13 protein-coding genes are annotated in these 13,730 nt (G+C 65.3%); 4 read left to right on the top strand and 9 right to left on the bottom strand.

Features of this window, described 5'->3' with window-relative positions:
* Window positions 1-3: 3 nt before the first annotated feature.
* From L6444_RS00650 to L6444_RS00635, 4 genes are all read left to right on the top strand, one after another.
* A complete protein-coding gene (locus L6444_RS00650) occupies window positions 4-270 on the top strand; it encodes a 4Fe-4S dicluster domain-containing protein (protein ID WP_236979536.1) in 267 nt (88 codons plus the stop codon).
* On the top strand, window positions 263-3,364 hold the full coding sequence (locus L6444_RS00645; protein WP_236979534.1) for an FAD-dependent oxidoreductase: 3,102 nt from the start codon (window positions 263-265) through the stop codon (window positions 3,362-3,364). Before L6444_RS00650 ends, L6444_RS00645 begins: the two co-directional genes overlap by 8 nt.
* A 172-nt stretch (window positions 3,365-3,536) precedes the next feature.
* Window positions 3,537-5,381 carry a PHA/PHB synthase family protein gene (locus L6444_RS00640; RefSeq protein WP_236979532.1) on the top strand — a complete coding sequence of 615 codons (1,845 nt, stop codon included), beginning with the start codon at window positions 3,537-3,539 and terminating at the stop codon, window positions 5,379-5,381.
* Window positions 5,382-5,456: 75 nt separating this feature from the next.
* Entirely contained in the window at window positions 5,457-6,248 is a 792-nt protein-coding gene (locus tag L6444_RS00635; protein WP_236979530.1) for a MaoC/PaaZ C-terminal domain-containing protein, read from the top strand.
* Here the strand turns inward: L6444_RS00635 and L6444_RS00630 are convergent.
* The 9 genes from L6444_RS00630 to L6444_RS00600 form a co-directional block, all read right to left on the bottom strand.
* Window positions 6,245-7,540, bottom strand: a complete 1,296-nt coding sequence (locus L6444_RS00630; RefSeq protein ID WP_236979528.1) for a LuxR C-terminal-related transcriptional regulator — start codon at window positions 7,538-7,540, stop codon at window positions 6,245-6,247. The two genes, L6444_RS00635 and L6444_RS00630, sit on opposite strands and share 4 nt — an antisense overlap.
* Before the next feature lie 184 nt (window positions 7,541-7,724).
* Complete coding sequence (locus tag L6444_RS00625) at window positions 7,725-8,876, bottom strand: NAD(P)-dependent alcohol dehydrogenase (RefSeq protein ID WP_236979526.1); 1,152 nt, start codon at window positions 8,874-8,876, stop codon at window positions 7,725-7,727.
* Between the two features lie 30 nt (window positions 8,877-8,906).
* The gene (locus L6444_RS00620; RefSeq protein ID WP_236979524.1) at window positions 8,907-9,302 is read right to left on the bottom strand and encodes an SCP2 sterol-binding domain-containing protein; all 396 of its coding nucleotides are present in this window, start codon (window positions 9,300-9,302) and stop codon (window positions 8,907-8,909) included.
* Between the two features lie 56 nt (window positions 9,303-9,358).
* On the bottom strand, window positions 9,359-10,648 hold the full coding sequence (locus tag L6444_RS00615) for a cytochrome P450 (protein WP_236979515.1): 1,290 nt from the start codon (window positions 10,646-10,648) through the stop codon (window positions 9,359-9,361).
* A gap of 109 nt (window positions 10,649-10,757) precedes the next feature.
* Window positions 10,758-11,600, bottom strand: coding sequence for an SDR family oxidoreductase (locus L6444_RS00610; protein WP_236979509.1), 843 nt, complete (start codon window positions 11,598-11,600; stop codon window positions 10,758-10,760).
* Window positions 11,588-12,355, bottom strand: a complete 768-nt coding sequence (locus tag L6444_RS00605; RefSeq protein WP_236979507.1) for an aromatic ring-hydroxylating dioxygenase subunit alpha — start codon at window positions 12,353-12,355, stop codon at window positions 11,588-11,590. The genes L6444_RS00610 and L6444_RS00605 overlap by 13 nt, the downstream gene beginning before the upstream one ends.
* Window positions 12,333-12,530: a Rieske 2Fe-2S domain-containing protein gene (locus tag L6444_RS30360; RefSeq protein ID WP_459551896.1), complete on the bottom strand. Its 198-nt coding sequence runs from the start codon at window positions 12,528-12,530 to the stop codon at window positions 12,333-12,335. Before L6444_RS30360 ends, L6444_RS00605 begins: the two co-directional genes overlap by 23 nt.
* The gene (locus L6444_RS30355) at window positions 12,512-12,718 is read right to left on the bottom strand and encodes a Rieske 2Fe-2S domain-containing protein (protein ID WP_459551895.1); all 207 of its coding nucleotides are present in this window, start codon (window positions 12,716-12,718) and stop codon (window positions 12,512-12,514) included. Before L6444_RS30355 ends, L6444_RS30360 begins: the two co-directional genes overlap by 19 nt.
* On the bottom strand, window positions 12,673-13,629 hold the full coding sequence (locus L6444_RS00600) for a PDR/VanB family oxidoreductase (RefSeq protein ID WP_236979505.1): 957 nt from the start codon (window positions 13,627-13,629) through the stop codon (window positions 12,673-12,675). Before L6444_RS00600 ends, L6444_RS30355 begins: the two co-directional genes overlap by 46 nt.
* Window positions 13,630-13,730 lie beyond the last annotated feature (101 nt).

The following is a 13,730-nucleotide window of genomic DNA, read 5'->3' as shown; positions in this document are numbered from 1 at the left end:
GTCGTGGCGTTCGTCATAGCGGCACCCTGCGTCGCGGACTATTCGTGCCTGGAAGCCTGCCCGGTGGGATGCATTCGCCCCACTCCCGACGAACCAGAGTTCGATCGCGCCGAGCAGCTGTACATCGATTCCCGTTCGTGCATCGACTGTGCTGCGTGCGTTGAAGCATGCCCGGTCGACGCCGTGTTCGACGCCGAGCGGATCCCCGACCGGTGGCGGCATTACGTCGGCGTCAATCGGGACTACTTCGGTCGGGGCGAAAATGGTTGAGACTTCTACACTGCGTGTCGCGGTGGTGGGAGCCGGCCCGGCCGGAACCTACGCTGCCAGACATTTGCTCGGAGCCGGCGACGGCACGTACGCCGACGGTCGGGTGGCACTGCTGACCGACCGTGCCATCGAGGTCGACATGTTCGAACGGCTGCCGACTCCTTACGGACTGATTCGCGGGGGCGTCGCTCCTGACCATCCGGAAAAGAAGTTGATGGGACAGTTGTTCGAATCACTCACTCGCCGTCCGGAATTCAGGTATTTCGGCAATGTCGAGGTCGGCCGTGACGTCAGTGCCGGCGAGCTGTCGGACTGGTACGACGCGGTCATTTATGCGGTCGGCGCCAGTGACGACCCTGTTCTGGACATTCCGGGCGCGGATCTGACCGGCTGCGTGTCCGCCCGGCAGTTCGTCGGCTGGTACAACGGACATCCCGACCATGCCGATCTGGCAGTCGATCTCAGCGCCGAGCGCGCGATCGTCATCGGTAACGGCAACGTCGCACTCGATGTGGCGCGCATCCTCGCTCACGACCCAGAAATTCTGCGGCGCACCGATATTGCCGATCACGCGCTGAAGGCCCTGGAACGCAGCCGTATTCGCGAGGTCGTGGTCGTGGGTCGGCGCAGTCACCTCCATGCAGCGTTCGGCTGCGCCGAATTGGAGGAACTGGGCCAGTTGGAAGGAATCGGGATCGCCGTCGACGCCGCCGAGTTGGCCCTGGCTGGATCGCCGCCCGGGCTCGCGCGCCGCAAACACGACGCTCTGGTCAGCTACGCGTCCAATCCCAGTGCCGGCGGGGGCCGAAGGATCGCGCTGCGCTTCCTGACCACGCCGATCGCCATCGAGGGCAGCGAGAAGGTGCAAGGTCTGCGGTGGGCGCGCACCGGCCTGGTCGATACCGCCTCAGGCACACGGAATCTCGATCTGGCCGGCGTGTCCGACGTGATTCCGGCCGGCCTGGTGATCAGGTCCATCGGTTACCGGGGAAGTCCGGTTCCGGGGTTACCTTTCGACGAGGTTCGCGGGGTCTTAGCGCACCTTGACGGCCGTATCCGGGGATGCCCAGGCAGCTACGCAACCGGCTGGATCAAGCGCGGTCCGACCGGGGTGATCGGGACCAACAAGAAGTGCGCCCGTGACACCGTGCGCGCGCTCCTGGACGATGCCGCCGCCGGCCTGCTGCCCACGCAGCGCTCACTCGACCGTGCCACACTCGACGCACGGGTACGGGAGCGCGCGAGCGCGGTGGTAGACCTGCACGGGTGGCGTGCAATCGACCTCGATGAGCGACGGGCCGGACACCTCGAGAACCGTCCACGCCGTAAGCACACGCGGATACCCGACCTCGTCAGCGCCGCCCGGGCCGGTCACCCAGTCGGCCCGCAGCGGTACGAGATCATCGTGATCGGGTCGGGGCTGGGCGGGCTGGTCAGCGCCGCGTGCCTGGCGGCTTCGGGCAAATCCGTGCTCGTGCTCGAACAGCACGAGATCCTCGGCGGATGCTCGCAGGTGTTCCGGCGAAAGGGCAAGTGGGAGTTCGACTGTGGCGTCCACTACGTCGGGGGATGCGTGCCCGGTTCGGACAGCTTGATCCCCACCGTGCTCCGCGGTTTGGGAGTCGAGGACCGCATCGAGTGGTCCCGGCTCGACGACGACGGCATGGACACCGTCGTACTGCCTGAACACACCTTCCGAGTGCCGACCAACTGGGACGGGTTCGCCGACAACCTGGCGCAGACATTTCCGGCCGACGCCACCGGACTACGTAACTGCGTGGCGGAACTACGCCTCATCGGCGAAGGGGCGGACCGGATCAACGATGTGCCCCACTCAGTGCGTGTCGTGCTGCCGTTGGCTCGGCGCCCCCGGGAGCTGGCCGTCATCGTGCGGGCCCTGGAGCAGCCGATCGGGCGCATGTTCGACCGCCATCGACTGAGCCCGAAGGCCCGTACCGCCCTGCTGTCGCTGATTCATCTGCATAACACGCCACCGTCTCGGACTCCGGCGTTGTTGGTCGCGGCCCTGCTGCGGCACTACTTCAAGGCCGGCGCCTACTTCCCGACCCAGGGCGGCCAGGTTCTGGCAGCCAATCTGGCCGAGGTGATACTGAGCCATGGCGGCACGATCCGGACCAAAGCGCGGGTGCGTTCGATCGACATCCAAGCCGGTCGCGTCACCGGGGTCACCTTGACCGACGGCGAGGCCATCGGCACCGACATCGTGATCAGCAACGCCGACGCCCACCGGACCTTCCTGGATCTGGTTGGGCCCGAACACCTACGCCGCCGCACCGTGGACCGAATCCGCGCGTTCCGTCGCCCCCACTCGATCTTCTCGACCTACATCGCCGCCGACATCGATATCGCCGCGACGCGCCCGGCGACCAACTACATCCTGCACGGCCGCTACGACGTCCAGACCACCTACGACATGCTCGACCACGGACAGTGGGATCCGCGGGGCTGGCTGGCGATCAGTTCACCGACGCTGAAAACACAGGGGCGCAAGCATTTCGGCATTCCGGGCCACAGCAGTATCGAAGCCTTTACCGCCGTGCCCGCGGAATACGAGTTCTGGGGCGGTGGCGACCCGATGGCGGGGCCGTCCTACAAAGGTTCACCCACGTACATTCAGCGCAAGGCCGAAATCGAGGCCTCGGTCATGGACCGGGTACTCGACACATTGCCGGAGTTGACGGGTCACATCGTCTGGCAGGAATCGGCAACTCCCTTGTCGCACGAGCGTTTTACGCTCTCCCGGATGCCCTACGGCCCTGAGAATGCGAAGGATCAGATCGGACCGGGGCGGCGGCTGTCGGTCCGCACCGAAATCGACGGTCTCTTCCTGGCGGGGGCGTCCACGGTGTATCTCTACGGCATTGCGTTCACCATGCGCGGCGGTGTCGGCACCGCATCACACGTACTCGGGCGCGACCTGCTGAAGGCGTTTTGGGCCGGCGAAGTTATCAGCGATCGGGCGTCGCTGCCGGAGCACGGCCCCGGCTGGGATCCTTTCGATGTCTGTCGCGGGCATGTCCGCAAGGGAGCCCGCGGCGAGCAGCAGTTCGCGGCTACGATAACCGCCGGCTGAGCTGCGTATGTCGGAATAGCCAGAACAGCAACGTATTTCGATGTCACTGGCGCGTCACCTCGCCACCGTTTCACTGGAGCGGACCACGCGGCGACGCCGATACCCGGTCGGGAGACACAGTTACCGCGAATGGGAGGTTCCCGGTGTCACGCGGCCCTCATAGCGTGATGTCATGAACGCCGACACCTCTACCGTCACGTCCGCCGCGTCGAAGACCACGTCACGCAACGGCAACGGTGCCGTGAAGCGCAAGCCGGCCCCGACACAGCCGGCGGCCCCATCGCCACCGGCAGACCGCGTCAAGCAATCGCGCGCGCAGCGGCCGCAGATCACGGACAAGGCCGGTCAGGTCCAAAACGTCGGCCTCGACCAGTTGATGGCCGAAGCGGCCAGCGCGGACAACCGCTTCATCCCCGGATCGGAGTTCGTCAAGGCGCTGGGTGGCCTCGCGACACGACCGGGTCGCCTCGCTGGGCACACCGCGACGATGGTCGGCGATCTGGCCAGAATCCTCACCGGCCAATCCGGGCGGACGCCCGCCAAAGGCGACTCGCGGTTCCGGGACCCCGCCTGGACGCAGAGTTGGTTGTTCCGCCGACTCTGTCAGAGTTATCTCAGCATCAGCGACTTTGCCCGGACCCTCGCCGACGAGCCCGAGCTGGACTGGGCGGACCGGGAACGCCTGCGGCTGGTCGTCGACAATGTGCTCGACGCGCTGGCGCCGACCAACTTTCCGCTGACCAACCCGACGGTCTGGAAGACGACCATCGACCGCGGTGGCGAGAATTTTGTGCAAGGTGCGCGCGCGGCGGTGCGCGACGCGCGATCTCCGCTCAAGTTGCCGGCCAACGTCGACAAGTCCCCATTTCGGGTGGGTGACACGCTGGCCTGCTCACCGGGAGCGGTGGTGCGCCGCGAAGAACGCTTCGAGCTGATTCAATACCGGTCCCGCGTCGACGAAGTGTATGCCACCCCGGTGTTGCTGATCCCACCGATGATCAGCAAGTTCTACGTCGTCGACCTGTCACCGGGCAAGAGCATGGTCGAATTTCTCGGCGATCACCGACTGCAGCCGTTCGCGCTGTCTTGGGCGAATCCGACTCGCGAGGACGCGAATTGGAGCTTGGAGGACTATCTGGAATCCATCGTCGAAGCCATAGAGACCACTCGCGCGATCACTGGCGCCGACGCCGTGCACGTAGTGGGCTTCTGCGCCGGCGGGGTCGCCACCACCACCGCTGTGGCGCATCTGGCCGCGCTCGGCAAGATCGATCACGTCGCAACGCTGAGCCTGATGGTGACCGTACTCGACGTGCGCCGCGGCGGGCCGGTCCTGTCGGTGGCATCCCCCGACGTGGCCGAGGCCGCCAAGGCCAAGGTGCGGCGCAAGGGTTATCTCGCGGGCACCGAGTTGGCGCGCACGTTCGCCTGGTTGCGGCCCAACGAGATGATCTGGAACAACTTCGTCAACAATTACTACCTGGGCAATAAGCCACCGGCGTTCGATCTTCTTTTCTGGAACCAGGATTCGATGAACATGCCTGCGGCGCTGCACGCCGATCTGATGGACATCGGCATGTCCAACCCCCTGGTCACCCCGGGCGCTCTGAACGTGTTGGGCACACCCATCGACCTCGCCCAGATAACCTGCGACAGCTACGTCGCCGGCGGCGAAACCGACCACCTGACGCCGTGGCCGAGTTGCTATCGCAGCGTGGCGATGTTGGGCGGTGACACCCGGTTCGCGTTGTCGACCAGCGGCCATATCGCCGCGGTCATCCACCCACCGGGCAATCCCAAATCCTCCTACCGCATCGGCGACGAATCCTGTGCCACGCCGGAGGAATGGCTGCGCTCCGCTGAGATGCACCAGGGCACCTGGTGGCAAGACTGGGCACCATGGCTTGCGGAGCGTGCCGGCCGGACAGTAAAGGCTCCAAAACAACTGGGCAACAGAGACTTTCGATCCTTAATACCGGCCCCGGGCAAGTACGTGCTCACGCAGTCACCAGGCTGACCCCGATGCCGATCGACGTCGACAAAGCGCTCGGGGCCGTGCTGCCGCAGCGGCGCAGCTCGTGGAGTGCCACCGATGTCATCCTCTATCACCTGGGGCTGGGAGCCGGGTCGGTACCCACCGATCCCGCCGAGTTGGCCTACACCTACGAGGGACGGCTCCGCGTGCCTGCCCTCCTACGGGGTGATCCCGGCGGTGCCGATGCTGCCCGACCTGCTCGCTGTGCCCGGCATACAGGTCGACTTGGCTGAATTGCTGCACGGTGAACAGGATTTGGAGATCCACCAAACGCTGCCGGCCGAAGCGGACGTGTGCACCTCGGCCACCATCTGCGACATCTCTGATAAGGGCAGCGGCGCACTGGTGGTGCTCGAGGCCGTCACCGCCGATGCGGCCAGCGGTCAGCCCTTGGTCACCAACCGGTTCAGTGCGTTCATGCGCGGCGAAGGCGGGTTCGGGCGGGCATCGTCGCGTCCGGCGCCGCCGCCGGCTGCCACCCCAGCCGGCGCTCCGGATGCCGAAATAGCTTGTGCGACATTACCTCAGCAGGCTCTGCTGTACCGGCTTTCCGGGGATCTGAACCCGATTCACGCCGATCCCGAATTTGCCGGCCGGGGCGGTTTCGATCGACCTATTCTGCACGGCTTGTGCAGCTACGGGATCGTGTGCAAGGCGGTCGTCGACGAGGTCCTGGGCGGCGATGTCAGCCGCGTCGCCAGTTACCGCGCCCGCTTCGCCGGGGTGGTGTATCCCGGCGAGACGATTGTGGTGCGGATGTGGCGACTCGACGACGCGGTGTTGATCGACGCGGTGTGCCAACAGCGAGGCACCGCGGTGTTGTCGAACGCGGTTATCGGGATCCGCTAGGGCACAATGCTTGTCGGCCGGCGATGCATCGCCGGAGGCGCCCCGTGCACCGCGGCCATCCGCATGTAGCGAAACACCGCCTCGGCGCGATTGGACGCTTTGAGCTTGCGCAGGATGTGCTTCACGTGCGTCTTGACCGTGCCCTCCGAGATCACCAGATGGGTGGCGATCGAACCGTTGCTCTTGCCTTGGGCCATCAAGGACACCACTTCGATCTCGCGCCGCGACAGCAGTGTCTCGATGCCGGAATCGGCGGCCAAAGACGCCGCCACCGGCGCAGCCGCCGCCTTCTCATCGTGCACTTGCCGTCGCCCGAGCACTGTTTGCGAGGTGCACAATTCGTCGGCAGAGTTCGCAATGTCACGCGCCATGCGTTGAATCTCATTACGCGCCGCGCGTAGCCGCTCACTGAGTGCCGTGCGCTGGAAGGCGTAACCGAAACCCTCGGCGAACAGCCACAGCACTGCCATGTCTTCTTCGTCGACGTGGCGGCGGCTGTTATAGCAGTCCGCGTGCAGTAGGCCGATGATCCGCCCATCCGGCATGATCGGCGCCGCGACGTAGGACCGCGACAGCGAGGCTTGCCCGATCGCCGGATTGGTCCGCCGGTCCTGCTGAGCGTCGGACACCAGCACCGGCGCGCGCCGGCGCATGATCTCGCTCTCGATGAGCGGGTGATCGATCTGCATCGGGTGCTCGCGCGCCGCCCGGACGATATCGCTGGCCCATTCTGGGTCGGCCTTGACGTGTACGGCCTCTACCCACCACGTCGACTCCTCGACCCGGGAGACGATGGCGCGGTCGAATCCACACCGACACAACTCGGCCGGTGCCCGGTCGAGCATCTGCTCGACGGAGTCCACGCCGCGAAGCCGCGACAGCGCGTTGCGCACCGCGGCGTAGCGAGCGTTGCGCTGGGCCGCGTGGGCCAGGGCCACGTCGACGCGCAACTGGCCGATCTCGCCCAGCAGACCGACGAAGCGGGTGTCCTGCGGGCGGGGCGCCGGCGCGGTGCCCACGGTGCTGCGCTTTGTCAGCAGGTCGTAAGCGGTGTCCAGTGCGCAACGGACCCGCACGAAGTCGCGGCCGTCGCCGACAGAAGAAAGGGCGCCGGCGCCCGGCAGCTCGGCCACCCGGCTCAACACCGCCATCACCCTTTCCCGCAGTACGGAGTCGCGGAGCGGATCGCCGACCACCGACCACTCGCCGGCATCGGGAAGGCGGGTCGGACGGTGGCGGACCGTGGCTGGTCCCGTGGACCGCCGGTCGGTTTGAACAGTCGCGGTAGTCACACCATCGACGTTAAAGAGACGGCCATCACTTGAACATGTAAGCGGATTCTAAATTCTGGGGCCGGTACTGGAAGATGGTCACAGCCCATGCGGAGCGCTCAGGCTGGCGCCGGCCGGGCCGTCGGGGCGCAGATTGGGGAGCGATCGACCGCACACCGCGATCGAGTATTCCGGTGCCACTTGCTCAGTCGAAGATCACGACCGGTTTGATCGCCTCGCCACGCTTGGACGCCTCGATGGCTTCGTTGATCCGGTCGAGAGAGAACGTGGTGATCAGCCGGTCGAACGGGAACTTCCCGTCTCGATAGAGTTCGATCAGCTCGGGGAGGAATTTCTGCGGGTCCGCGTCGCCTTCGATGACGCCCGAGAGCCGTCTTCCGAGCAGCAGGTGGCCCTGGTCGATGGTGATGTCGTGCTGCAGGCCGTGGAATCCGACAGTTGCGCAGTGACCCGGGGAGCGCAGGATTTCCAGTGCTTGGCGGATGACGGTGTTGGAGCCGACCGCATCAAGCGAGCAGTCCACCCCGGTGGAGACGATGTTCATCACGTCCCAGACCAAATCCTGGCTGGCGGTCGGGTTGAAGGTGTGTGTGGCGCCCAGCTCGCGCGCGGTCTGTAGCCGAGAGTCGTTGATGTCGATGGCAATCAGCGGATCGCAGCCCACCGCCTTGCCGGCCATGATCGCCGACAGGCCGACCGCGCCGAGCCCGAACACCGCCAGGCTCTCCCCGGCTGCCGGCCGCAACACGTTCAGCACGGCTCCTGCGCCGGTCTGCAGACCGCAACCCAGCGGGCCGAGTAGCTGCAGCGGTAAATCGGCGGGAACCTTGACCGCGTTGCGGGCACTGGCGATGGCCAGGCTGGCGAACGATGACTGACCGAACCAATTGCCGTGGATGTCCTCGTCGACGGCATGCAGGGTGACGGTGCCGTCGAGACGCTCGCCGAAATAGTTCAGCGGTGCGAACAGGTCGCAGTAGGCCGGTGTCTTGTTCCGACACGTATCGCACTCGTCGCAGTAGGCGAAGCTCAGCACGACGTGGTCGCCGACAGTCACGGTGGTGACCGCGGACCCGACGTCGACGACGACGCCGGCTCCCTCGTGACCCAGGACCGCCGGCAGCGGCAGCGGCACCATCCCTTCGGCGGCGGAAATGTCGGTGTGGCACACCCCGACGCCGGCGACGCGGACCAGGATTTCGTCTTCGGCCAATTCGGCCAGCTGCACGTCTTCGACCGAGAGTGGTTCACCTTCGGCCCGTAGCACAGCTGCGCGCGCGGCGTGGGGTGCAATGGGCCGGTCGACTGTCGGGATCTGCGATGCGGTGTGAGTCAACGGGTTTCCCTTCGCGTCACGGCCGCGTCGCTAGACGGCGTCCTTCTCGGCTACTAGCTCGCGGTACACCGGGAACAGCGGCTTGGTCAACGGGACCAACTTCAGAATCTTGTTGACCGGCCCCTTGGCCTTCACTTGGCCCTTGGCCAGACCCACTCCGAGGTTGTATTCGCCGCGCCAGAACTTGTTGCCGATGTCAGCGGGCATGTACAGCTTCACGTCGGCTTCGGGATTGTCTCCACCGTCGGTGACTTCGATCGTCGGTTCACGCAGGCGCACCGTCATCGCAGCGTCGGGATCAGTGTAGTAGACCTGCAGGTCGATATCGGCGGCTTTGAGCTTCGGGCCGACTTCGGTGTCATTGGCGGCACGAAAGACGCCCCCTAGATACTTGTAGATCTCCTCGGCGCTGGCGTAGTAGGACATAATTTCCTCCTCGAAGGATCAGTGCTGCAATGGTTTTCGAATTCTGGGGACGAGCGTCAGCGGGTGGGCGGAGTCCAGCGCACCGGCAACGAGTGCACACCGTGGATGAAGTTGTTGACCTGGTAGTCCGGCTCGCCGGTCAGCTCGATATCCGGTATGCGCGTGTAGATTTCGGTGAGCACCGAGCGCAGCATCTGCCGGCCCAGGGCGTTGCCCAGGCAGAAGTGCGGCCCACCGGCACCGAACCCCATGTGGTCGTTCGGACTGCGCAGGATGTCGAACCTGGCGGGCTCGTCGAAGTGGGCGGCGTCACGGTTGGCCGAGCAGTACCACATCACCAGGTGCTCGCCGGCTTTGACCTCGGTGTCACCGATGCGGGTGTCCTCGGTGGCGGTGCGCCGGAAGTGCATTACCGGGCTGGCGTAGCGGATGATCTCCTCGGTGGCGGTGCCTGCCCGGCCGGCCACGTCTTCCAACAGCAGGGCGCGTTGCTCCGGGAACTGCGAAAACAGCCGCACCGCATGGGCAATCGAGTGCCGGGTGGTGTCATTCGCGGCCGAACCCAGCAGCGAAAAGAATGCCCCGATCTCCCACTCGTCGAGTCGTTGACCTTCGAACTCCGCGTTCACCACCCAGCTGATCAGGTCATCCTGGGGATCCTTGAGTCGCTTTTCGGCCTGCTTGAGCGCGATCTCTTGAATGCGTTCCGATTCCTCGGCGTGGGTCGTCAAGGCGTCGCGGCCCAATGCCATGCGGGGGTCGTCCCAGGCCAGCATCCGCTCGGCCGCTTCCATGACGACGTGTTGCTCTTCGCTGTCGCGGTCGAGCCCGAAGAAATGCGCAAAGATGCGGCCGGGCACGTATTTGGCGTAATCCTCGGAGAAGTCGCCTTCGCCGCGGTCGATGATTTCGTCGAGGCGGTCGCGGGCGTGTTGGGTCACCCACTCGCTGAGTTTGCGGACGTTGCGGGGGGTGAAGGCCTGCTCGACGATGCCGCGCATCTTGCGGTGTTGTTCACCGTCCATCACCAGGAAGGAGGCGGTGGCGGTGATGACGATTTCGGGCATGTCTTCCATCAGCACGCCCTTGCCCGAGCAGAAGAGTTTGGGATTGCGTGAGACATAGCGGCAATCGGCGTGCCGGGTTACCGACCAGAACCCAGGTGTGTCTTCATCGGGGGGTAGCAGGGTGGACTCGTACGGCCGGTGATAGGACAACGACGGCTGGCTGCGCAACCGTGAAAACGCCTTGTCGCGTTCTTCGAAGTCCTGTGCCCAGAATGATCGAGAAGACAGGTCGAGGTCGGGGTCGCTGACGATCGACGGGTGCTCGGCGATGCTGCTCATGGCTGCTAGGTTTCCACCGGGCAAAAGGCTTGACGATCCAGCGGTTGGGGCAAGCACATCTCTCGTTGGGGGTGTCCCGGGACAGATCGGTCGGAGTCGACGGGCGCGATCACAGCTGGTCCTGCTCGGCGTTCTTGCTCAGGGCAGCGGCTGTGGCGCGGTTGACGATTCCTGAGCCCGCCAGCGCAAGTCCGCCGTCGACGACGATGCGCGCCCCGGTCACGAACGACGCCAGCGGTGATGCCAGCACGACGGCCATCGCGGCCACTTCTTCGGGGCTTCCGAAGCGGCCTAACGCGATTCCGTCGGTCCAGGCCTGGCGACCCACCTGCGCGGCCAGCCGCTTCATCCCCTCGGTTCCCTCGATCGGGCCGGGCACGATCGAGTTGCTGCGGATACCGTGCGGACCCCATTCGACGGCCAGGTGGCGCATCAGGCTGTCGATGCCGGCCTTGGCAGCCCCCACATGCGCCTGATAGAGGTACGCGCAGTCGGATTGGCCGGCCGAGATGAACAGCACGCTGCCGCGGGTCTGTTTGAGTTGGTCGAACGCGGCATGCGCGGTGTGAAAGGAGCCGAGCAGATCGATATCGACAACAGCTCGAAATCCATTGCTTGACACACTCTCTGCGGGCGCCAGGAAGTTGCCGGCGGCGCCGGCCACCACCGTGGTGAGCGGCCCGATCTCGTTGGCGGCATGGGTGACCGCTGCGGCCACAGCGTCGGGGTCGCGCACATCCGCGACCGCTGTGCAGACCCGCCCGCCCCATGACCGCAGTTCCTCGGCGGCGTCATGCAGTCGTTGCTCGGTGCGACCGCAGATCGCAACGTCGGCGCCGACCTGGGCAAAGGATCGTGCGATCGATAGGTTGATGCCACTACCGCCGCCGGTGACGAACGCGGCGGTACCGGCCAGCAGCCGCGGTGACAGTAGCTCGGTCAGGGCGCGCACGGTTGCCCCGTCACCGCGTTGGCCGCCGACAGAGCCGGGTTCTCCTGGTCGATCAGCGATGCGACAATGCGCCGCACCTTGAGAACTCCGGCATCGGCCGACACCCGGAATCCATTGGTGGAGCCAAGATATCCGACGTTGGCTTCGATTGTCTCCAGGACGCCGACGTCGACCCGCAGGACGCGTTCGAACACCGTGTGCAGATACTGGCGTACCCCGGCGTCGCCGAGGCGGTAATCACGGGCGAAGCGCCAGAACAGATGGGTGCTGGTCGGCGTCTCTGGCGTGACAGCCTGAATGCGGCTGTGCCGGAACATTTGGTCGCCGGGGCCGTAGATGTCCCATCCCTCGGCCAGCACGGCCGGAGAGACAAAGGTGCCGTGATGGCGGCGCCGGTAGACGGTGTCACGTGGCAGCGACGTGGCGGTGGCTTCCCAGTCGGCCAACGGGGCCACCGGCATCGCGCGGGCGAAGGTGACCGAGGTTTCCGACACCCGGATCTCATCGAGCGCGGGTACCGCAGCGAGGTCAGGCGGGGTTTCCCGGGGATGCACCCACAGGATGTGTGTGAGGTCGAGGTAGTGCTCGTGGACCAGCATGTAGTTGGCGTTGACTCGCAACGACGTCCCCGAGGTATCCCAGCCGGGTTCGGTCAGCCACGGTAGCGCCGGCACGGCGCGGTTCTGCGCGCGTCTGGGTTCTCCCAGCCAGATCCAGACGAACGGGCCGATTTCACGCACCGGGTAGTGCCGCACGCACGGCCCCGTAGGGGGCTCGGGGCTGCGAGGGAACCTGGACACACACACCCGCTGCGTCGTAGCGGATGCCGTGATAGCCGCAGGCGATGTGATCGCCGTCGACCCGTCCCCGCGACAGCGGGTAGCCGCGGTGTCCACACGCATCGTCTAGGGCTACGACCTGTGTCCACACGCATCGTCTAGGGCTACGACCTGACCTGATTTCAAGCGATACAACACAATTGGAATGTTCAGCAGGCGCCGTCCGAATGGCTCGCGGGTGATCTCGTCACCGGTGGCGGCTACGTACCAGCAGTCGCGCGGGTAGTTGGGGATCACAGGTCGAGCACCAGACGTGGGGACCGCGACCGTGAAACACATACCATCATGCAATCGTTTTCCGCCTTCTCGTCATCGCTGAGTACCGAGTCGCGGTGATCGGGCTCGCCCTCCAAGACCGCGGTCTCGCATGTCCCGCAGATACCCTCCATGCATGAGGCGAGCATGCTGATCCCGTTGTCCCGCAACGAATCCAGGATGGAATCGTCGGGCCCGACCTCGATGGTGACACCCGAGCGCTGGCAGACAACCTCGAAGTCGTCCAGCGCGGTCGCCGAGGAACCTACAACGGGCGACTTGGCCGCGAAGCGCTCGACATGCAGTGCCCCTTTCGGCCAAGCCGCACAGACCTGTTCGACAGCATTGAGCAACCCTTCAGGCCCGCAGCAGTACACCTGGGTGTCGTCGCGTGGGCTGCCCAATACACTGTCGAGGTCGAGCAGGCCGCGCTCATCTTGCGGCCAGATCGTCACCCGGTCAGCGTATTCGGACAGCTCGGCAGAAAACGCAATCGATGATCGGCTCCGCCCGCCGTATAACAGGTGCCAGTCAGCACCCTCGGCTTCTGCTGCTTCGATCATCGGAATGATCGGTGTGATCCCGATTCCACCCGCGATGAACTGATACCGGGTTGCACGCACCAGCGCAAAGTTGTTGCGCGGCCCGCGAACCCGAATCTTACTGCCCACCAACAGTTCGTGGTGCACGTGTTTGGAACCACCGCGGCCGTTCGGGTCCAGTAGCACACCGACTTTCCACCGGTACCGCTCGGTGGGGCTCGAGCACAGCGAGTACTGCCGCACCAACTCGTCGGTCAGTAACAGGTCGATGTGGGCGCCGGGGTTCCAGTCCGGGAGTTCATCGCCGGAGGGGTTCTCGAGAATTAGGCCGATCACGTCGTCGGCAAGCTCCTGGCGCGCGGTGACGACCAGCTCGACGGTATGTTCCTGCATTTGCGGAACTTGGCTCAAGTCAACTCCTCCCCACTGGTTGTTTCACGGCACGCTCTGAGCCTGCGCTGGGCCGGCTGACCTGACAAGACATCGCAGGAAGG

This window comes from Mycobacterium kiyosense, from assembly GCA_021654635.1.
GTDB lineage: Bacteria > Actinomycetota > Actinomycetes > Mycobacteriales > Mycobacteriaceae > Mycobacterium > Mycobacterium kiyosense.
The sequence above is the reverse complement of the archived record's forward strand: the minus strand, read 5'-3'. Positions and strand labels throughout refer to the sequence as shown.